This is a genomic window from Pedobacter nototheniae (assembly GCF_032678625.1).
Taxonomy (GTDB): domain Bacteria; phylum Bacteroidota; class Bacteroidia; order Sphingobacteriales; family Sphingobacteriaceae; genus Pedobacter; species Pedobacter nototheniae_A.
The window spans coordinates 820,862-842,376 of record NZ_JAVTSO010000002.1 but is presented as its reverse complement, the minus strand read 5'-3'; the positions used below and the strand labels follow the sequence as shown (position 1 = coordinate 842,376).

Here is a 21,515-nt window from a genome sequence, read left to right as displayed (position 1 = left end):
GAATTGCTCTTTTCAGGCATTTTTAAGAGTTAAAAATTATTTGAAAATAAATACTACTATTTCTATAGATATTATATACTAATTTATATATTTGCCTAACCTTATTGGTTAATGTTATTAATGGTTAAACTTAAAGGATCACTATTATGTCTATTTACTTTCAATACCCTGCAATAGATGAGTACCCTAACTTCATTTATCCACTAACAAGTGAAGAAAAGAAGGAACTGGCTCAGGATGATAAAGATACTTTAAACAAAGATCAAATTGTAGAATTGAAAGATTATTTGACGCTTAAACAACTGTAAAAATGGCCAGTTGACTGAAGGGAAAGGTTGGAGTTTCATAAACTTTTACATGGTGGTTCGAATCCATCACTGGGCCGCAAAGTATACGCTCATATACTTTACAAGCTTGTACTATTCAAGCTTGAATGATTTGGTTATCATATATTTGTTTTGTTGTTAGCTAAGGCTATCCGCGAGGGATAGCCTTATTTTTTTTATAAAAATAATTTAACACCAAAAAACAATTTTCGCATTACTTGGTTATATAGTTAATTCACATTATACTAATCTTTTACAGATTAATTTGTTTGGTTTAAAGGGATTTATGGATATAAATCCCTTTTCATATTTTTGTTACCTTCATTTCATCATTTCAAACCCTATATTCGTTTAAAATACTACATTTTAGATGAACAGAAAATATTTCCTTTCTTCATTTATAGCTTCAGCTGCGCTATTGCCTGCATTTAAAAGCCTTGCCATTACCATCGAACCGGAAAATGCATCATCTTTTAAAATCCCTCCATACCTTAAAGCAGGAGATACAATAGGCATAACCAGCCCGTCAGGTTACATTTCTATGGAACAAATCCAGTCTTCTGTTGTACAAATGCAGGATTGGGGATTTAAAATTAAAATAGGCAATACCATAGGAAAACGCGATTTTATCTATGGCGGCACAGATGAAGAAAGGCTAATCGATTTTCAGAATATGCTCGATGATCCTACTGTTAAAACCATTATGTGCGCCCGTGGTGGTTATGGTTTTGTAAGGATTATTGACCGGCTTGATTTTTCTAAATTTAAAAAAAATCCGAAATGGATTATTGGTTTTAGCGATATAACCGTTTTACACTGTCATTTAGCGAGGCAATTTGGTATTGCTTCAATTCATTCTAAAATGTGCAACAGCTTTCCCGATGAGTGGGATAAAGCTGAACCTATGCAAATAGAAACCATCTTATCCATCAAGAATGTATTAATTGGCGAAGAGATGGCTTACTCCGCTCCTGCCCATACAAATAATAAATTTGGTAAGGCTGAAGGTATTTTGGTTGGAGGTAACCTGAGCATTGTTGAAACGCTTTGTGGAAGCCAGTCTGACTTAAACACAGACCACAAAATTCTTTTTGTAGAAGATACGGGAGAATACCTATACAACCTGGACAGGATGTTCTGGAGTTTGAAACGAAGCGGGAAACTGGATAAACTAAAAGGATTAATTATTGGTGGGTTTAAAATTAAGCCAGATGATGTTGGAGAGGAATTTGGAAAAACCATTTATGAAATTGTAATGGAAAAAATTAAAGAATACAATTACCCGGTTGCTTTTGATTTCCCGGTTGGTCACCAAAGAAATAATTTTGCCTTAAAATGTGGCGTACAGCATCAACTGCAAGTAAATGAAAGCGGAACTGTATTAAAAACAATATAAAATCTCCATTTCTTTTAAGTAGCGGATAACTTCCTCAAACTGGCTGATCTCAAAATCGAATCGTTTTGTCTACGTATTTTCGGATTTGGTCGCAATTGTCAAAATCATGCTTTAGCCGGATATATTTTTGTGTACAATATTAATATTAAGCACAAAAAATATTTGCTATGCGCCCATACATTTCCTATATAACCGTATTTCTATTTCTGCTTGCAGGGCACAGCAGCCAGGCACAAGAGCAACCCAAAGTTTGGGATTTGAAAACCTGCATTGAATATGCCAAAGAAAAAAACATCAACATTAACAACCTGGTGTTAAGTTCTAAAACGGCTGAACAAGATTTAATTGCTTCTAAAACGGCTACCCTTCCCAATTTATCTGCCAGTGTTTCACAGGCCCTTACCAATTATAAATCGGGACTGGAAACCACAAGCGGTTATGGTGTAAATTCTGCAATGACCCTCTATAATGGCGGTTACCTTAAAAATGACATCAAGGCTAAAGATTTAAGTTTGCAAACGGCTAATCTTTCGGTTGATGCTGCAAAAAACGACATCACCATATCCATTACGCAGGCTTACCTGAATATTCTTTTAGCGAAAGAAAATATTACCTATTTACAGGATTTACTCACCACAAGCAAGGCACAGGTAGATCAGGCCCAGCAACAAATGAAGTTTGGAACCATTGCAAAAAAAGATTTATTACAACTGGAAGCCAGCTATGCCAACGATAAATATACCCTGATAACCGCTCAAAACACTTTACAACAAAATATATTAACCTTAAAACAAATCCTGCAATTACCTACTTCATCTGCATTTGAGGTGGTTACACAAGATACGACAAAAACCAATCAGGCATTAGATAATTTAGCATCTGCCCAGGATAAAGCACTACGTACACGTCCGGAGATTAAAAGTGCAGAGCTAAACATTCAACTGCAAAACACTGAACTGTTGAAGGCTAAAGCGACCATCAGACCTACTTTAAGTTTATCCGGCTCTTTATATAGCGGTTATAATAATAATTCGCTGGGCAGTTATTCATACCAGCTTAATAATGCCTTTAATCAATCGTTAGGTTTAACACTTTCAATTCCAATTTTTGATAGAAAAGTAACGAAAACCAATGTAGCAAAAGCTAATATTGGTATTGAACAAGCTAAGTTATCTTTATTAGATACTAAAACTACCCTTACTCAAAATGTTGAAAGGGCATACATTAATGTTCAAAATGCAAACAGTCAATATGAGGCTGCTGATGAGCAATTTAAATATACGGATGAAGCACTGCGGATTTCTAATGCCCAACTAAAGCAAGGTATAAGCAATACGGTGGAATATCTACAGCAAAAAAACCTTTATATACAAGCTTTGCAATCTTTTGTACAGGCAAAATATACCGCAAACTTATATACTAAAATCTATAATTTTTATACCGGCATTCCAATAACCAATTAAATCATCAAAAAAGATTAAGGCATCCTATTAATATTAAGAAAATGAAGAAGAATAAAATTATATGGCTCATCCTTGGCATCGCCGTAATTGCCTTTGGAGTTTGGTATTTCGCACTGCGTAAAAGTGAGCAGATTGTAGTACTCAGTACAGAGAAACCCAAAACAGGATACATTTCAGAAAATGTTACGGCAACAGGAAAAGTACAGCCGGTAGATACCGTTGCCGTAGGTACACAGGTTTCTGGTACAATAAAAACACTTTATGCCGATTTTAACTCTAAAGTTAAAAAGGGTCAGTTGTTAGCGGAGCTGGATAAAACCTTGTTCGAAGCAACAGTTAACCAGTATTTAGCAAACTTAGCCAGTGCACAGAGCCAGTTGGTTTATCAGCAGGGAAATTTTAGCCGCCAAAGTGGTTTATATAATGTTGGGGCCATCAGCAAAGCCGATTACGATAATGCTTTATACACCTATAACGCGGCTAAAGCTTCTGTAAACAGCATAAAAGCACAATTGCAATCTGCCCAGAAAAACCTGTCACTGGCAAGTATTTACTCGCCTATTGATGGAACGGTTTTATCCCGTAGCGTAAGTGAGGGTACCACAGTAGCGGCAAGCTTTAGTACGCCTACCATTTTTAGCATTGCAAAAGATTTAACAAAAATGCAGGTGGAAGCGTCCGTAGATGAGGCTGATGTTGGCGGTATATCAAAAGATGAACGGGCCACGTTTACCGTTGATGCCTATTTGAACGATACTTTTAACGGAACCATCCAGGAAATCAGACTTAATCCGACCATTTCATCCAATGTGGTTACTTATAAAACAATTATTAAAACAGCAAATGATGATAATAAGCTAAAACCAGGCATGACTGCCAACATTACCATTTTTACTAAAGAAGTAAACAAGGCCATGCTAATTCCTGCAAAAGCCATTAAGTATATGCCAGATTCGACCCTTGCACCAAAATATCAGCTTACCTGGATTAATCCTGAGAAAAAACCTGTAGCAGAAGGTGAAGCTTATGTATGGGTAAAATCAGCAGAGAACAAACTGGTACAAAAGAAAATTAAAACTGGAATTAACAACAATACCCAGGTTGAAGTATTAAGTGGTTTGGCCGCAACTGATGAAGTAGTGACAGCTGCACAGGTAATGGGCAAAGCGGAAGCTAAAACTCAAGGACAATCAAGTCCGTTTATGCCAAAACGCCCAGGTGGTAATAACAGGAAAAGATAATGGGACAGAAAATATTAGACATCCATGACTTAAAACGTGAGTTTGTAATGGGCACTCAAACGGTACGGGCCTTAAAAGGCATTAGCTTTGATATTGAGGCCGGGGAATTTGTGACCATTATGGGCAGTAGCGGGTCAGGAAAAACAACGTTGCTTAACATCCTTGGCTGTTTGGATAAGCCAACTGATGGCACTTATCTATTAGATGGTGTTGATGTTAAGAGTTTAGACCGGGATAGTTTAGCCGGTTTAAGGAATACTAAAATTGGTTTTGTGTTTCAGGCTTATAATTTGTTGCCAAGAACTTCGGCATTGGAAAATGTAGAGTTACCCCTCTTTTACAATAAAAAAATCACGGCCGAAGAACGTAAAGATAAAGCCATTAAAGCACTGGAATCGGTAAAGTTAGCTGAACGATTTGATCATACACCAAGCCAGCTTTCGGGCGGACAACAACAGCGTGTTGCCATAGCAAGGGCATTGGTAAACCAGCCGGTTATGATTTTAGCTGATGAAGCCACTGGAAATTTAGATACAAGAACCTCCTACGAAATTATGGCTTTAATGCAGGAATTAAATGCTGAAGGTAAAACCATAGTTTTTGTAACACACGAGCCTGATATTGCTGCTTTTAGCAGAAGGACCATTATGCTTCGTGATGGCAAAATCCAAAAAGACAGTATAAACGAAAATCAGCGATCGGCTAAAGAAGCATTGGCAAACCTGCCCGAATCTGATGATTATTAAATAGAAAGAAATGAGCATTTTAAATTTGTTGAGAATTGCTTTTATGGCATTGAAGAGAAATAAGCTTAGGGCTTTTTTAACCATGCTGGGCATAATTATCGGTGTTGCGGCTGTAATTGCGATGATGGCAATTGGGCAAGGTTCAAAGCAAAGCATTCAATCTTCATTATCCGGCATGGGTTCTAATATGATTACTGTTATGCCCCAAAGTAACGAACCTGGAGGTGTACGTTTGCAGGGAAGTAGTATACAAACCCTTAAACTGGAAGATATTCAAGGCATTGAGCGGTTAAATTCTAAAAATATAAATGGCCTATCTCCTGTGGTTTCAACAAGTGGGCAAGCTATTAAGGGTGCCTACAACTGGCCAACAACCATTACCGGTGTAAGCCCAGATTATTTAAATATCCGCCAGTTAAAGCTAAAAGACGGAATATTGTTTTCAGAAACAGATGTGAAAAAATTTGCTAAAGTATGCCTGCTGGGACAAACCGTAATTACAAATTTATTTCCCGATGGCAGCAATCCTATCGGTCAGATCATCAGGTTCAAAAACATTCCTTTTCAGGTTATTGGTATTTTAGAGCCAAAGGGTCAAAGTAATTTCGGCCAGGATCAGGATGATATTATCCTGGCACCTTATACCACAGTGCAAAAAAGAATTACGGCTACCAATTATTTACAAAGTATTTATGCTTCTGCAACCAGCGAAGCTTCAAGTGATGCAGCTACAACTGAAATTACAAATTCTATTCGCGAAAGCCATAAATTATTGGGTACACAGGAAAATGATTTTCAGGTACGTACACAGGCCGAACTAATTACCACCATTACTTCTACCAGCAGCATGCTTACTGTATTGCTAACGGCCATTGCAGGTATTTCGCTTCTTATTGGCGGCATCGGGATTATGAATATTATGTATGTTTCAGTAACGGAGCGTACCCGTGAAATTGGTTTGAGAATGTCTATTGGTGCCAGAGGACAAGATATATTGATGCAATTTTTAATCGAGGCCATTTTAATTAGCATCACCGGTGGTATTATTGGTGTATTATTAGGGGTAAGTTCGGCCTTCCTCATCTCCTATTTTTTAAACTGGCCAATACTGATTTCAGAATCATCAATTGTTATTTCTTTTATTGTTTGTGCGGTTACAGGTGTATTCTTTGGTTATTATCCGGCTCAGAAAGCATCTAATTTAGATCCGATTGATGCATTAAGATACGAGTAGAATTAATGACACTCAGGCTTTGTTTTAAGCGTGCGATAGTCTTTTTGCCCTTACTCATTTGTTTATTTAGTTTCTCTATGATCGTAAATTATCAGAATGGTAAAAGCATAATTTATTGATAACTTAGCCATGAAAAGATCGACGCAAAAGATAATGACAATCAATTTCTCCAAAAAATGGATTAAAATTACCATGCATATTCTGGTATGGGCTGTTTTAATTGCTCTACCCTATATTATAAATGTTAACCGCAGTAGGCCACCACGCCCCTTGTCGCCTGATGAAGAAGCACAGTTTTTAAGGTTAAATTTTACCAGCTATTTTTATTGGATTGCCATATTTTATTTAAACAGCCAGGTACTGGTTCAGAAATTTCTTTACCCGAAACAGTATTTACAGTATGCATTTTTCTTTTTGCTTAGTTTATTGGGAGTAATGGTTGTTCATGCCATTTTATTCCAGCTTTATCTTCCAAATTTTAATTTTAACCTGGTAAGAACGATTTGGTTTAATTTACCAACCTTTTTACTTACGATGGCTGCCAGCACTGTTTTTAGAATGATTACAGATCGGATTAAAGAAGAAAAAAGAACTTTGCAACGCGAACAGGAAAATATGAAAACAGAACTTTCTTTTCTTCGTTCGCAAATCAGTCCACATTTTATTTTTAATGTTTTAAATAATATTGTAGCGCTTGTTCGTTTAAAAAGTGAGGAGTTAGAACCTACGGTGATGAGATTATCAGGCTTAATGCAATATATGTTGTATGAAACTGATGAGGAAAAAGTGACTTTAAAAACTGAATCTGAATACTTACAAGGGTATATCGATCTTCAAATGCAGCGTTTTGGTAAAAAGGTAGAAATAGAAACCAATATTAGCCTGCAAAATGAATATGATGAGATTGAACCCATGCTTTTAATTCCTTTTGTAGAAAACGCCTTTAAACATGGGGTTGGTTTAATCGAAAAGCCGAAAATTTTAATCAATCTTAAAGCCGAAAACGGTACATTGACATTTAACGTTCAGAATAAATTTAACCCTAATGAAGGTAAGGAAGTCAAAGATAATTCATCGGGCATTGGTTTAACGAATGTAAGCCGCCGGTTAAACCTGCTTTACCAGAAAGAACATACGCTCGAAATTGATAAAAATAAGGATTGGTTTATAGTAAATTTAGCTCTAAAATTAAATGTATGATTAACTGCCTGGCCATTGATGACGAACCTTTAGCTTTAAATCTTTTAGCGGATAATATTAGCAAAATACCTTTTCTTAATTTAATTGCAAGTTGCGATGATGCATTTGTTGCAAATAAAATTATGCAGGAACAATCTATAGACTTAATTTTTATAGATATCCAGATGCCGGGCATTACCGGCTTACAGTTTATTCAGAGTTTGGTTAAAAAGCCAATGGTAATTTTAGTTACAGCCTACAAACAATATGCTTTAGACGGCTTTGCATTGGATGTTCTGGATTATTTAATGAAACCTGTTTCAATGGATCGTTTTATGAGGGCCTGTAATAAAGCCAAAGATTTATACGAATTAAAGCAATCATCTGAACACGCTAACCTGGCCAAGCCGGAATATATGTTTGTTAATGTTGGCTATAGCCTGATGAAAATTAATTTTAACGACATTACCTTTATAGAAGGCTTAAAAGATTATGTCCAAATTCACCTTGCCAATAGTCCTAAAGCTGCGGTTGTACGCGTAAGTATGAAAGGTATTGAAGAACAACTTCCGGATGATTTCGAAAGAATTCATAAATCTTATATCGTTAATATCAGGCAGGTTACTTCTATTAGAAAAAACTCAGTTTTTATCCACGAGGAGGAATTACCTGTTAGCGATACTTATAAATATGTAATTGAAAAATTGCTTAAATAATTAATTAAACCGTTTTCACTTCGTCTTCGCTGTAATCTTTAATATCTGTAATATAACCGTTTATCAGCAAGAAATCAAATAAAGGTTTAGCTTCAGGGGTTATCGGCATATTAGCTGTAGTGATAACCTGATTGGTTTTTTTATCTAAAAACGGATAAGCAAACAACCTCACATTTTTGCTAAACATATCATTTACATAGCTTAATAACTGACCTGAATAATTCTCGCCAAAATTGGTGGAATTAAATACAAATTTCAGGTTATTGATGTTAGTGGCCAATCCAACACTTTTAGGCTTACAACGGTCTAAATACTTTGCCAAACGGTTATGACGGGTAAAGTTTGATACAATTACAATATTTCCAGTATCGCACATATCCTGTGTTCTCTTTGCAACAGCTTCCAAATCAACATCATCAGGAGTTTCCTGGCCGTCAGTTAAAACATTGGTAAGTAATACCTCTATCATGACGGCTAAGTTGCCTTCGGCTACATTGTTGGTCCGTTTAAATTGTTCTGTAGCTTTATTAAACAGGTTAAAGTTAGGATTAGATTTCTGTCCGTATTTGGTCCTTAAAATCATGATGTCCTTTTTGTACAACAAATCTTTAGCCTGGCGTGGATGTGCATCTGCATCAAAAATTGCTGCTGCAGAAAAATCCTTCATAATCATATAAAGATTCAGCAAAATATTGTTTACCTCAGGAAAAGCTGGTCCTTTAACAGAAATTAAGTCGATTTCTACCGACCCTATCGTCAGGTTATCTGCCAAAGACTCGACCATTAATTTAGGGTCCTGATAATTATAGAAAGCCGCATAAAGTAAATTAACGCCAATAATGCCCAGCACACGCTGTTGCATATTTACATCGGTATCCAATAAACGTACGTGGAAAAAGATTTCATTAGGCAAACCACCCGGTTCATTTTGAAAACGAATACCCACCCAACCGTGAGGCTCATTGGTACGTTTGTAATTGAGGGTGGTTACTGTATCTGCAAAAGCAAAGAAAGTGCGGCTTTCATACTTTTCGCCCGATAAACGCTCGTTAAGCAGGCCAAACTCATGATCGAGCATTTGCAGCAATCGGTTTTGACTTACATAACGACCTGAAGCTTCGGCACCATAAATGGCATCACTAAAAGTCATATCATAAGCCGACATGGTTTTGGCTACCGTTCCGGATGCCGCACCTGCATTAAAAAAGTTTCTCGAAACTTCCTGTCCTGCACCAATTTCGGCAAAAGTACCATAAATGGCTTGGTCAAGGTTTATTTTTAAGGCTTTGCGTTTAGTATCCAGAATTTCTCTTTCCATGGCGCAAAAGTACAAAAAAATGACGTTAGGATAAATTCAGATGTAATATAAAATCAATCTAAATACGGTATGCGATTAACCAGACAGCAAAAAATAAGGATAACACCATCCGGTATTATCCTTATAAACCTAAACTTAAACTAATATGAAAAACTATTATGCGACTACAATTTCTTTATGCTGTAATTTAGCCTCATCTTTTTTACCGATGTTGATGCTTAAAATACCATCTTTATATTCGGCAGTAATTTTGTCGCCATCTGCGCTATCAGGCAAGTTAAACGATCTTGCAAAAGAGCTGTAATCAAACTCTTTACGGGTAAAATCTTTTATAACGTTTGTTTCTTCTTTTTTTACTTCAGCCCAAACAGATAAAGTATCTTTCTTTAAATTAATTTGAAAATCTTCTTTCTTTAATCCTGGTGCAGCCAACTCAATTACATAAGCCGTTTCATTTTCGCTAATGTTAACATTTGGCGATTTATCAACCATTTTATTTTTTGTCATTGCATCGCTAAACAATGAATCAAAAACATTGTTAAAGTAAGGAGCTGTGTTGCGTGTTTTGTTGTTGAAATTTACAAGTGTCATATCTCTGATTTTTTTTATTTTAAAACTTATATCTCACTCTATTCAACTTATATACCAATCTAAATTATTATGATTTTTAAGACATTTTGGCAAAATAAAAGCAAATCAAAAGACAAATTGTCAGAAATTAAGCGATTTTCTGACTTTTATAACTATAAAACCAACATTCCGCTTCGCTTTATAGATTTTGATATGATGGGACATGTAAACAATTCTGTCTATTTCACCTATCTGGAAATTGCCCGAACGAAGTATTGGGAAGAAATTATAAACTGGGACTGGAAAAAGACTGGTATAGTTATCGGTCATGCCGAACTGGATTACATTTTACCGATTTTAATGGGCGATAAAATAGCTGTCCATGTTAAAACATCCAGAATTGGAAATAGCAGTTTTGATCTGGATTATCAGATTGTAAAACTAAAGGGTAATGAAGAAGTAATTTGCAGCAAAGGCAAAACGGTTTGCATTGCAGTAGATTATTCATCAGGAAAGCCAACAGCTATTCCTGATGCTGAAAAACAAAAAATGGTAAATTTTGAGCAGTTAGATCAATTAAAATAAAGCCATTTTTTAACTGCTGCTAAAAATTCTTGTTGTTGATCTACAAAAAGGTAATGTGAACAATTATCTAAATAAACAAACTTGTTTTTTCCGGTAATGCGCTTCATGTCTTCGATTTGTTTGTCAGAAAAAATCCCATCTTGTTTACCATAAATTGCAAAAAGCTTGATTTTTTTATTTTTTATTTTCTCCAGAACGGGCTTGGTATCAATATTTTTAAGAGGCTCATTTTTATAAAAACTGATCGGCGCATTCTGATTCTTGATGTTGGTTTTATAAAAAATACTGGCTTCGTAGTTTTTATTTAAAGCAAGGGCATCATCACTGGGATTTTGAACTTTAAAATAGCCATTTTTTCCGGCCAGATCGAAGCAACCTTTTCTATATTCAGCAGTGTTCTTATCTAAACCTTCTACATAAGCCACTCTTTTAAGCATTGCCGTGTCATTTTCGACCGTATATGTTTTTTTAACTGAGGTTAGAATATGATTATAGGTTTCCTGCTGGGAAAATAAAGCACCAGCTAATATGAGTATATGGACTTTTTCAGGGTATTTCTCTGAAAATAATGTACCTACTAATCCACCAAAACTATGAGCAATAATATTCGCAGATTTAAGGTTATATTTCTTGTAAATATCATTTAGATCATTAAAAGCTTCCTCATAGGTAAATTTTGCAGCAGGATCAGCCGATCTGCCTTCTCCTCTTCTATCGTAGACAATTACATAAAAACCTTGGTCGGCTAAATTTTGAGCGGTTGTACCTTCAAAAAGTGTTGAATTACCACTTGGGCCGCCATGAATAAATATAACCGCTTTATGATTAGATCTACCATATGCATGACTATAAATGGTTTGTGCTTGTGTATTAAATATGCCTAAAATAAGGTAAAGTAAAATTAATATATATTTCATGTGTGTTAATAATCTGGAGAATGTTTAAGTTGATTTATTATTTTGAATCGGGAATCATTTTCCCTGGGTTTAGTATACCTTTTGGATCGAAAACCTGTTTAATTCCCCGCATTAAATTTAAATGAATTTCAGAATATTTAATCGGCATATAATCTTTCTGTACCAATCCAATTCCATGTTCGCCAGATAAAGTTCCGCCCAAATCCCTGGTGAGTTCAAAAATTTCGGTAATACCGAATTTCAATTTATCCTTCCAGTCTTCATCGCTCATACCTGCTTTTATAATGTTTACATGCAAATTTCCATCACCAGCATGGCCATAACAAACACTTTCAAAGCCATACTTTGCACCAATTTCTTTAATTCCATTAATTAATTTTGGCAAGGCGGCTCTCGGCACAACGGTATCTTCTTCTTTATATACCGAGTTAGACTTTACAGATTCAGCCATCGTTCTGCGCATTCTCCATAATTCTTCTTTTTGAGCTGCAGAATCGGCAAAAAGTACTTCAGTACATTTATGCTCTTCTAAAACGAGGTTGGTTTTCTCGCAGTTTTTAAAAATATCATCTAAATCATCTCCATCAAACTCAATCATCAATAAGGCTTTAACATCCTCTTTAAGATCAAATTTAATATCGTCGTATTTAATTACCCATTCCACCCCTTTTCGTTCCATAAATTCTAAGGCAGATGGCGTTACCCCAGCCCTAAAAATAGCCGAAACAGCTTCGCAGGCTTCTTCATTCGTGCTAAAAGATCCCATCATTAAGACAGAATTTTGTGGTTTAGGCAAAAGCTTGGTTACGATTTTGGTTACCACCGCCAGTGTACCCTCCGAACCAATCATTAGTTGCGTTAAATTATAACCAGAAGCATACTTTAAGGTGTTTGCTCCTGTCCAGATTACATCACCATTGGGCAAAACGATTTCCAGGTTTAAAATATATTCGCGAATGGTTCCGTATTTAACTACCCGTGGACCACCAGAGCCATGGGCTACATTTCCACCAATAAAACAAGAGCCCTTACTGCTTGGATCAACAGGATACAAAAGGCCTTTTTCAGCAACTGCGTTAATAAAATCTTCGGTAATTACGCCTGGTTCAACAGTAGCCTGTAAGTTCTCGGTATCAACCTCAATAATGGCTTTAAATTTTTCCATTGATAAAGAAACCCCACCATAAATTGGTAAAGCCGCGCCACTCAAACCTGTTCCTCCACCTCTTGGCGTAACCGGAATGCCGTAGCCGTTACAAAGCTTAAGCAAAGCAGAAACTTCAACTGTGGTTTTAGGTTTAACTACAACTTCGGGTTGATAGCGCAAATCTTCTGTTTCATCATGACTGTAATTATCCAAACTTTCGGCGTCTGTAAAAACTGCGTTTTCGCCTAAAATGCTTTTAATTTCTTCTAAAATCTGAGGATTTAATTTGGTAAAGTTCATGTTATTTTGATGCTGTATAAGTTAGTTTCACAAAAGAATGGCCGATTTGTCCGGGCATTGGCGGGTTTAATTTTTTGATGCTCACATTAATTATTTCTACAAAGGGATAAAATTTTATCACTTTCGAGATCATGTTGTGCAACACCGTTTCCAGAAGTTTCTGTGTATTTTTCATTTCCGATAAAATAATGGCATTCAAATCTTCGTAGTTTACTGTTTGTTTTAATTCATCATCAAAACCCAATGGCGCAAATATCGTTTCTAAATCTACTGTAAAATGATTACCGATTAATTGTTCTTCGGGATAAAAACCATGCAAAGCAAAACACTTTACATCTTTTAAGGCAACGGTTTGTTTTAAATTACTCATTATGTTCGTTCGTGAAACAAAATTAAATTTTTATTCATGAATATAATGCCCCTTGCGGTAAATTGTTACCTTTGAAATGAACACATTCTCTTAACCAGATAATTTCATTTTATATGAGCAAATCAGCAAAAAAAGATCTTTACGAAGCGCCAGATTACTATTTATTAGATGAGCTTTTAACAGACGAGCACAAGTTAATCCGCTCTACAGCAAGAGAATGGGTTAAAAAAGAAGTGAGTCCTGTTATTGAAGATTATGCTCAAAAAGCAGAATTTCCGAAACATTTAATTAAAGGATTAGCAGATATTGGTGCCTTTGGGCCTACCATTCCGGTAGAGTATGGTGGAGCTGGTTTGGATTATACAGCTTATGGAATTTTAATGCAGGAAATTGAACGTGGAGATTCAGGAATTCGTTCAACAGCTTCAGTTCAGGGTTCTTTGGTTATGTACCCAATTTATGCTTATGGTACTGAAGAGCAACGTAAAAAATATTTACCCAAGTTAGCCAGTGGCGAAATGATGGGGTGTTTTGGTTTAACAGAACCCGATCATGGATCGAACCCGAGCGGCATGGTTACCAATATAAAAGATGCGGGTTCTCATTATATTTTGAATGGCGCCAAAATGTGGATTAGTAATGCGCCCTTTGCTGATATAGCTGTAGTTTGGGCAAAAGACGAGTCTGGAAAAATCAGAGGTATGGTCGTTGAACGTGGAATGGAAGGTTTTTCTACACCTGAAACCCATAATAAGTGGAGTTTAAGAGCATCAGCTACGGGAGAATTGGTTTTCGATAATGTTAAAGTACCTAAAGAAAATATTTTCCCGGAAATAAGTGGTTTAAAAGGTCCGTTGGGCTGCTTAAACCAAGCCCGGTATGGCATTGCCTGGGGTGCTTTGGGTGCAGCCATGGATTGTTATGATACCGCACTCAGGTATTCTAAAGAAAGGATCCAGTTTGGTAAACCTATCGGAGGCTTTCAGTTGCAGCAAAAAAAACTTGCTGAAATGGTTACCGAAATTACCAAGGGACAATTATTAGTTTGGCGTTTGGGCGTATTAAAAAGTGAAAACAGGGCAACAGCCGAACAAATTTCTATGGCCAAAAGAAATAGCGTGGAAATTGCATTGGATATTGCCAGAAACGCCCGCCAAATGCTTGGTGGAATGGGCATCACCGGCGAATATTCGATTATGCGCCACATGATGAATTTAGAATCTGTAGTAACCTACGAAGGTACACATGATATTCACTTGCTAATTACCGGAATGGATGTAACGGGCCTAAATGCCTTTAAATAATGTATTTGGAATGGATGAAATAGGAATTGTGCTTTTAACTTAACATTTATTCTGTGTTCCATTAATCATTTCACATCATATCCTGTACCTTTGCCTTTTTTACTACTTTAATAACCTTATGGACTTTAAAAAATATATTTACATACCTGCTACTCCTGAAGAAGTTTATCTGGCTTTAACAAAAGACATCAGTATAAAGTTATGGACTGGTGCTGAGGTAGAGTTTGAAGAAAAAGCAGATACTGAATTTTCTTTATGGGATGGCGATATCGTTGGAAGGAATTTAGAATTTGAACCCAATAAAAAAATTGTACAGCAATGGTATTTTGGTGAGGATAATGAAGCTTCTATTGTGACGATTAAGCTGCACGAAGATAAGCCTGGTACATCTTTGGAGTTTAGACAAACTAATATCCCTGAGGAAGATTTTAAAGATTTTACCGAAGGTATTGAAGAAAATTACCTTGGTGGTTTGGTTGATTTCTTTGAAGATTAAAACTTAACAGCGCCTTGCTTGTTGTGATTTTAACCAATATCTAAAATCATGAACAAAACATTAGGCGTTGTATTAATATTTCTGGGAATAATTATGCTCATTTGGACAGGTTTTTCATATACAAGAAAAGAAAAAGTTGTTGATGCCGGACCAATTCAAATCTCAGCAGATAAACAGAAAGATGTAAACTGGCCGCCATATGTAGGCGGCATTATTTTGGTAGCCGGAGTATTTATATTCGTGGCATCCAAAAGAAAATAATTAAATTATCTTTTTTAAAAAATGGCATGAGAAATCTGTAAAGAATATAACAGATTTCTCATGCTTAGCTATAAAACAGAAAGCTTCCTCAAGCTTTCCTCTTACCACCCTATTTATCATTCTGAACGCAGAGAAGAATCTTTTAAAGCTAAAAACTTCCTTTTTACAACCCTATTTGTCATTCTGAACGCAAAGAAGAATCTTTTAAAGCTAAAAACTTCCTTTTTACAACCCTATTTGTCATTCTGAACGCAAAGAAGAATCTTTTAAAGCTAAGAAACTTCCCTCTTACAAGCCTATTTGTCATTCTGAACGCAGAGAAGAATCTCAAGAACCTAAAACTACAAACATAAATAACAAAAAAACCTTCCTTTGGCGCTTGGCAAAGGAAGGTTTTCAATAATCGTTTTTAGCAAATATTATTACAAATCAGCACTGTAAACTGATCTTATCGCATCTCTTAAATTGTATTTAGAAGCCATTACTTCACCGTAGGCACCAGCGCTTCTAATGGCAAAAATATCGCCTCTAAAAGATTCAGGTTGTTCTACTTCTTTACCAAAGCAATCTGTGCTTTCGCAAATAGGCCCAACAATATCATATTTTACCGCATTTCCGATGCCACGGCTTAGGTTTTCTATTTTATGATAAGCCTGATAAAGCGCCGGTCGCATTAATTCAGTCATGCCAGCATCCAGAATTACAAAATTCTTTTTCTTACCATTTTTAATGTATAATACCCTCGTTATTAGCGAAGCAGATTGTCCAACTAAAGCCCTTCCCAATTCAAAATGAACTTCCTGCCCTGGTTTGACTTCTAAAAATTCGTTAAAAATTTTAAAGTAAGCCTCAAAATCAGGTATCTGGTTATCCGGTTCGTAATAATTAATTCCTAAGCCACCACCTACATTCAGCACTTTTAAAGTAAAGCCCTTATCTTCAAACCATTTTGCAAATTCGTTAACGCGTACACAAAGATTTTTATAAACATCCAGGTTTGTAATTTGCGATCCGATATGGAAGTGAATGCCAATAAATTTAAGGCTGGCTGATTTTTTTAAGGTTTCAGCACACTCCGGTAAATCCCATGAATTGATGCCAAATTTGTTTTCATCCAAACCAGTTGTAATATTATGATGCGTATGGGCATCAACATTAGGGTTAATACGGATGGCTACCTGGGCAGTTTTACCTTTTTTTGCAGCAAGCTCATTTAAAACTTCCAGCTCCTGGATAGATTCTACATTAAAGCAGAAAATATCGAGGTCTAAAGCCTCATTAATTTCCTTGTCTGATTTACCTACACCTGCAAAAACAATTTTCTGATGATCGAAACCAATTTCTACCGCTTTTCTAACCTCTCCAGCACTTACACAATCTGCACCAAATCCAATTTCTTTTATCTGCTGCAGTAAAACCTGGTTAAAATTGGCCTTTAAAGCATAATGGATGTGAAATTTATAAGCTGCAGCAGCATCGGCACAAGTGCGCAATGTTTTTTGCAATAAATTTGTATCGTAGTAGTAAAAAGGTGTTTCTATATTGTTAAACTTTGATATATCTTTATCGGCGAACATGTTCAAATTCCTTATTATAATTTTAATTATTTTCTTTGCACTTATTTACTGGGGTAACTACCTGGATTTTAAGCATGGAAGAATTACCCGAAAACAATATGAAGGTAAAATCAGATTTTTTATCGTTTTACTTTTCATTGTTTTATTTCTTTTATTTCTCAGAAGATTATGATTTAATCTCTCAGATTCCCTCACCGTCATTTTAAAAAACAAATTTTATGAAAATTGCAGCCGCCATCTTTATAGCTCTTATTATTACCCTTGGGTTGTTAAACTCTTACCGCAGGTATAAAAAAGAAATGTTGCCGATAAATTTCTTAATCATTCATCTATTTATCGGCCTTGTGGTGCTTGCGGGCTGTTTCTTTTTATTATTCGAATAAACGGTTGTGCAGGCTTCTTAAAGCCTCCGTCTTATATTCGCTTAGTATCAATAAAGAAACATTATAATTGCTTCCTCCATAAGAAATCATCCGAATAGGGATGTGTTTTAATCCTTCTAAAACCCTACTGGCAAAACCATGTTTTTCTGAGCCAAAATCGCCAACCACACAAACAATGCTATGGTCGGTATCCACCTCAACTGTTCCAAAACTTTCCAGTTCTTCGATAATTTTTGGTAAATGAGCCGTTTCATCGATGGTTAGAGATACTGCAACCTCTGATGTGGTGATCATATCGATTGGCGTTTTATACCGTTCAAAAACTTCAAATACCTTACGTAAGAAACCGTAAGCCAACAACATACGGCTTGATTGTATTCGAATCGCCGTAATACCATCTTTAGCCGCTATTGATTTAATTTTACCTTTTTCACTATCGTGCGTAATTAAAGTACCGGCCGCTTGCGGCTCCATTGTATTTAATAAACGAACTGGTATTTTATATTTCTGTGCAGGAAAAACCGATTGTGGGTGAAGAATTTTTGCTCCAAAATAAGCAAGCTCTGCAGCCTCATCAAAAGATAATTGAGCTATTGGTTTAGTACCCTTTACAATACGGGGGTCGTTATTGTGCATTCCATCAATATCGGTCCATATTTGAACTTCTTCGGCCATAATAGCTGCGCCCAATAATGATGCAGTGTAGTCACTTCCGCCACGGCGCAAATTATCGACCTCGCCAAAACTGTTGCGGCAAATATAACCCTGGGTAATAAAAAGTTTATTGTCTTTATGTTTTTCTAATAAAGGTGTTAAATGTTTCGTTGTAAACGGAATATCTGGTTCACTATCCTCATCCGTTTTCATAAAATCTAAAGCGGGTAATAATACTGAAGGTACGCCTATAGATTTTAAATAAATGTGGTATAAAGTTGTTGATAACAATTCGCCCTGAGCCAAAACAACTTTTTCCTCAATTGCGGTAAAAATATCGTTGGCTAATCCAGCCAAAAAAGTAAAATGATAATCAATTACCTCATTACCCTGCTCCTGAAATTCTGCAGCAGGTAAAAGTTCAATAACAAAAGTTTTATATTTTTGATAAAGGTTTTCAACGCACTCGCTCCCCTTCTTCTTATCTCCAGCTAAAAAATTATTTGCAATTTCTACTAAACTGTTTGTCGTTCCGGCAACAGCCGATAAAACCACAATCTGTTCTTCATTTGGATTAATGATATCCAACAACTTCGTCATGCGCTCGGGACTACCTACAGAAGTACCCCCAAATTTTAATATTTTCATTTACTTATCTATTGTTTTTTAGCGGCAATGAAGCTATCATAATTTATTTATCTATTTTTGGCTATAGGAAAATTATGATGCTTTCATTTTTTATACTGGAATATGTAATTTTCTTTATTATTGTATCGGGGCGTGAAATTAAACAAAAGGAGTTTAAAATCAACATCCTCAACAAAATAAAATTTGGATAAGAGCAAAATATTTTGATTTCTTCCAAACATCCCTGATTTAAAATTGTTCAAAACCAGATATTAAATTAAAAACAAGCTCAATGCAAGCAATTGATCAAGCAACACAAAACACTATTAATAAGTGGTTAAGTGGAAATTACGATGAAAATACCAAGGCTGAAATTCAGGCTCTTGTAGATAAAAATGCAACTACAGAATTAACTGATGCATTTTATAAAAGTTTAGAATTTGGAACGGGTGGATTACGGGGCATTATGGGCGCAGGCTCTAACCGCATCAACAAATATACTATCGGTACCGCAACGCAAGGTTTAGCCAATTATTTGAACAATAAATACCCGGGCCAAAAGATTAAAGTTGCCATTGCACATGATAGCCGAAATAACTCTGATTATTTTGCCAAAATTACAGCTGATGTTTTTTCTGCAAATGGAATACATGTTTATTTTTTCTCGGCATTAAGGCCAACACCCGAACTTTCTTTCGCAGTTCGTCATTTTGGTTGCAAAAGTGGCGTAATGCTTACGGCTTCTCATAACCCAAAAGAATATAACGGATATAAAGCCTACGGTGCTGACGGCGGTCAGTTTACGGCTCCTGATGATAAACTGGTGATCGATGAAGTAAATAAAATCCAAAGTATAGACGAGGTTAAATTTAACCGCATTGATGCCAATGTTGAATTAATTGGAGAAGATGTAGACAAGCTTTATTTGGATGGCATTACCGCCCTTTCCATCTCGCCTGATGCCATTAAAAGACAACACGATTTAAAAATAGTCTACTCTCCTATTCATGGTACCGGAATTACTTTGGTTCCAAAGGCACTGGCTCAGTTTGGTTTTACCAATGTTACCCTGGTTGAAGAGCAAAGTACGCCAGATGGTAACTTCCCAACGGTTATTTACCCTAACCCCGAGGAGAAAGAAGCTTTAACATTAGCCTTAAAAAAAGCCAAAGAAATTGATGCAGATTTAGTACTGGCAACCGATCCGGATGCCGACCGTGTGGGCATTGCAGTTAAAGATAATAAAGGCGAGTGGTTATTACTTAATGGCAACCAAACCGGCAGTTTATTAATCAACTACCTGTTAAGTGCCTGGGAAGAAAAGGGTAAGCTGGATGGAAACCAGTTTATTGTTAAAACCATTGTAACGTCTAACCTGATTGAAGAGATAGCCAAAAAAAAGAACGTCACTTTCTACAATACCTTAACAGGATTTAAGTGGATTGGTCAGGTGATGACTGAGCTTGAGGGCAAAAAATATTTTATTGGTGGCGGTGAAGAAAGTTATGGTTATTTAGTTGGCGATTTGGTACGCGATAAAGATGCCGTGGTTTCGGCTGCTTTTATTGCAGAAATGACCGCTTACTACAAAGATAAAGGTAATAGTTTATACGATGCTTTACTGGATACTTACGTAGAATATGGTTTATATAAAGAAGATTTAGTTTCCATTACCAAAAAAGGTAAAACCGGTGCCGAAGAAATTAAAGCCATGATGGAAAAATTTAGAAATAATCCACCTGTTACATTGGGCGGTTCTAAGGTTGCTTTATTAAAAGATTATGAATTAGGTAATGAAACGGATTTACATACTGGCAATGTAAGCAAATTGGCATTGCCTAAGTCAGATGTACTTCAATTTATTACCGAAGACGGAAGTATTGTATCTGCTCGTCCAAGCGGAACGGAACCTAAAATTAAATTCTACTGCAGTGTGAATGCACCTTTGGCCAGCAGAGCAGATTTTGATGGCGTTAATGAAAAACTGGCGGAGAAAATTAAAGCAGTTATGACTGATTTACAGGCTTAACCATTTATAAAAGATTCCATTTAAATAATTGTCATACTGGGCTTGTCGAAAAATCTGTTAATAATTTAACAGCACTTCGACAAGCTTTCTTTTTAGCTAAATTATATATTTCCAAATAAAAGAAACATATATTTATTTGCCACAATCAAATTCGTTTGTACATTTGCAGGCAAATAGCTATGTTCAAAAGAATCCTTATATTTTTCTTAATCACTTCGATATTATCCAACGGCGCCATGCAATTGGTTATATATTCTGGCTATAAACTCAATAAAGAATACATTACAAGCGTATTTTGTATCAATAAAGAACACCCCGAACTGCATTGTGATGGTAAATGTTTTTTAGCGACAAAATTAAAGGATCTTGAAAAAAAGAATAAAACCGAGCAGGAAAACCTGCGCAGAGTAATAGAAGCCGAGCCTTCTTTTAAGTTTGTGGTTTTAAATCATATCATTCCTTCTTTTGAGGTTAAAACCGAAATTGGTTATTTACAAAAGCCACTTCCTTCCTTACACCTATCTATTTTCCAACCGCCAAAACTGGCTTAGTATTTCTATTTTTTTACCGTCGTTAACTTGAATGTGATTGTCAATCCACTATTAAATGGAATGAACAATCAATCTTGTTTTAGCCTTACTATTTCTACTAAAATTTAACGAAATAATTGCGGCAA

Annotated in this window: 22 protein-coding genes and 1 tRNA gene; 16 read left to right on the top strand and 7 right to left on the bottom strand. The window is 35.9% G+C overall.

Features of this window, described 5'->3' with window-relative positions:
- Positions 1–146 precede the first annotated feature (146 nt).
- The 9 genes from R2Q77_RS09365 (at position 147) to R2Q77_RS09325 (ending at position 8,301) form a co-directional block, all read left to right on the top strand.
- Positions 147–308 (top strand): hypothetical protein, encoded by a 162-nt coding sequence (locus R2Q77_RS09365; protein ID WP_316803459.1) that lies wholly within the window; start codon positions 147–149, stop codon positions 306–308.
- Between the two features lie 4 nt (positions 309–312).
- Positions 313–385 (top strand) — tRNA-Met (locus tag R2Q77_RS09360).
- Positions 386–696: 311 nt separating this feature from the next.
- Entirely contained in the window at positions 697–1,722 is a 1,026-nt protein-coding gene (locus R2Q77_RS09355) for an LD-carboxypeptidase (protein WP_316803458.1), read from the top strand.
- Positions 1,723–1,889: 167 nt separating this feature from the next.
- Entirely contained in the window at positions 1,890–3,185 is a 1,296-nt protein-coding gene (locus tag R2Q77_RS09350) for a TolC family protein (protein WP_316803457.1), read from the top strand.
- Between the two features lie 41 nt (positions 3,186–3,226).
- The gene (locus R2Q77_RS09345) at positions 3,227–4,426 is read left to right on the top strand and encodes an efflux RND transporter periplasmic adaptor subunit (protein ID WP_316803456.1); all 1,200 of its coding nucleotides are present in this window, start codon (positions 3,227–3,229) and stop codon (positions 4,424–4,426) included.
- Positions 4,426–5,172, top strand: coding sequence for an ABC transporter ATP-binding protein (locus tag R2Q77_RS09340; RefSeq protein ID WP_316803455.1), 747 nt, complete (start codon positions 4,426–4,428; stop codon positions 5,170–5,172). The genes R2Q77_RS09345 and R2Q77_RS09340 overlap by 1 nt, the downstream gene beginning before the upstream one ends.
- Positions 5,173–5,182: 10 nt before the next feature.
- Positions 5,183–6,406, top strand: a complete 1,224-nt coding sequence (locus R2Q77_RS09335) for an ABC transporter permease (RefSeq protein WP_316803454.1) — start codon at positions 5,183–5,185, stop codon at positions 6,404–6,406.
- Between the two features lie 153 nt (positions 6,407–6,559).
- Complete coding sequence (locus R2Q77_RS09330) at positions 6,560–7,606, top strand: sensor histidine kinase (protein WP_316803453.1); 1,047 nt, start codon at positions 6,560–6,562, stop codon at positions 7,604–7,606.
- On the top strand, positions 7,603–8,301 hold the full coding sequence (locus R2Q77_RS09325) for a LytTR family DNA-binding domain-containing protein (protein ID WP_316803452.1): 699 nt from the start codon (positions 7,603–7,605) through the stop codon (positions 8,299–8,301). The genes R2Q77_RS09330 and R2Q77_RS09325 overlap by 4 nt, the downstream gene beginning before the upstream one ends.
- Positions 8,302–8,305: 4 nt before the next feature.
- Here R2Q77_RS09325 and R2Q77_RS09320 read toward each other — a convergent pair whose 3' ends face one another.
- Positions 8,306–9,619, bottom strand: a complete 1,314-nt coding sequence (locus tag R2Q77_RS09320) for a nicotinamide mononucleotide adenylyltransferase (RefSeq protein ID WP_316803451.1) — start codon at positions 9,617–9,619, stop codon at positions 8,306–8,308.
- Positions 9,620–9,775: 156 nt separating this feature from the next.
- Positions 9,776–10,210, bottom strand: coding sequence for an Hsp20/alpha crystallin family protein (locus tag R2Q77_RS09315; RefSeq protein WP_316803450.1), 435 nt, complete (start codon positions 10,208–10,210; stop codon positions 9,776–9,778).
- Positions 10,211–10,279: 69 nt separating this feature from the next.
- On the opposite strand from R2Q77_RS09315, the gene R2Q77_RS09310 reads away from it, so the two are divergent.
- Positions 10,280–10,774: a thioesterase family protein gene (locus tag R2Q77_RS09310; RefSeq protein ID WP_316803449.1), complete on the top strand. Its 495-nt coding sequence runs from the start codon at positions 10,280–10,282 to the stop codon at positions 10,772–10,774.
- On the opposite strand, the gene R2Q77_RS09305 is transcribed toward R2Q77_RS09310, so the two are convergent.
- The 3 genes from R2Q77_RS09305 to R2Q77_RS09295 are packed head-to-tail and all read right to left on the bottom strand — an operon-like array spanning position 10,762 to position 13,508.
- Positions 10,762–11,691, bottom strand: coding sequence for an alpha/beta hydrolase (locus tag R2Q77_RS09305; protein WP_316803448.1), 930 nt, complete (start codon positions 11,689–11,691; stop codon positions 10,762–10,764). The genes R2Q77_RS09310 and R2Q77_RS09305 overlap by 13 nt on opposite strands.
- Positions 11,692–11,728: 37 nt before the next feature.
- Positions 11,729–13,138, bottom strand: a complete 1,410-nt coding sequence (locus R2Q77_RS09300; RefSeq protein WP_316803447.1) for an FAD-binding oxidoreductase — start codon at positions 13,136–13,138, stop codon at positions 11,729–11,731.
- 1 nt (position 13,139) lies between these two features.
- Positions 13,140–13,508 (bottom strand): dihydroneopterin aldolase, encoded by a 369-nt coding sequence (locus tag R2Q77_RS09295; RefSeq protein WP_316803446.1) that lies wholly within the window; start codon positions 13,506–13,508, stop codon positions 13,140–13,142.
- A gap of 113 nt (positions 13,509–13,621) precedes the next feature.
- On the opposite strand from R2Q77_RS09295, the gene R2Q77_RS09290 reads away from it, so the two are divergent.
- The 3 genes from R2Q77_RS09290 to R2Q77_RS09280 all read left to right on the top strand — a co-directional run bounded on the left by R2Q77_RS09290 (position 13,622) and on the right by R2Q77_RS09280 (position 15,569).
- Positions 13,622–14,812: an acyl-CoA dehydrogenase family protein gene (locus R2Q77_RS09290; RefSeq protein WP_316803445.1), complete on the top strand. Its 1,191-nt coding sequence runs from the start codon at positions 13,622–13,624 to the stop codon at positions 14,810–14,812.
- 118 nt (positions 14,813–14,930) lie between these two features.
- Positions 14,931–15,308 carry an SRPBCC domain-containing protein gene (locus R2Q77_RS09285; protein WP_316803444.1) on the top strand — a complete coding sequence of 126 codons (378 nt, stop codon included), beginning with the start codon at positions 14,931–14,933 and terminating at the stop codon, positions 15,306–15,308.
- A 48-nt stretch (positions 15,309–15,356) separates the two neighbouring features.
- Entirely contained in the window at positions 15,357–15,569 is a 213-nt protein-coding gene (locus R2Q77_RS09280) for a hypothetical protein (RefSeq protein ID WP_316803443.1), read from the top strand.
- 422 nt (positions 15,570–15,991) lie between these two features.
- On the opposite strand, the gene lysA is transcribed toward R2Q77_RS09280, so the two are convergent.
- The gene (gene lysA, locus R2Q77_RS09275) at positions 15,992–17,146 is read right to left on the bottom strand and encodes a diaminopimelate decarboxylase (RefSeq protein ID WP_316803442.1); all 1,155 of its coding nucleotides are present in this window, start codon (positions 17,144–17,146) and stop codon (positions 15,992–15,994) included.
- A gap of 218 nt (positions 17,147–17,364) precedes the next feature.
- Here lysA and R2Q77_RS09270 point away from each other — a divergent pair, with 218 nt between their 5' ends.
- The gene (locus tag R2Q77_RS09270; protein WP_316803441.1) at positions 17,365–17,529 is read left to right on the top strand and encodes a hypothetical protein; all 165 of its coding nucleotides are present in this window, start codon (positions 17,365–17,367) and stop codon (positions 17,527–17,529) included.
- Here R2Q77_RS09270 and R2Q77_RS09265 read toward each other — a convergent pair.
- Entirely contained in the window at positions 17,518–18,831 is a 1,314-nt protein-coding gene (locus R2Q77_RS09265; RefSeq protein WP_316803440.1) for an aspartate kinase, read from the bottom strand. The two genes, R2Q77_RS09270 and R2Q77_RS09265, sit on opposite strands and share 12 nt — an antisense overlap.
- A 271-nt stretch (positions 18,832–19,102) precedes the next feature.
- Here R2Q77_RS09265 and R2Q77_RS09260 point away from each other — a divergent pair, with 271 nt between their 5' ends.
- A complete protein-coding gene (locus R2Q77_RS09260) occupies positions 19,103–20,839 on the top strand; it encodes a phospho-sugar mutase (protein ID WP_316803439.1) in 1,737 nt (578 codons plus the stop codon).
- Positions 20,840–21,018: 179 nt separating this feature from the next.
- Positions 21,019–21,390 (top strand): hypothetical protein, encoded by a 372-nt coding sequence (locus R2Q77_RS09255; RefSeq protein WP_316803438.1) that lies wholly within the window; start codon positions 21,019–21,021, stop codon positions 21,388–21,390.
- Positions 21,391–21,515 lie beyond the last annotated feature (125 nt).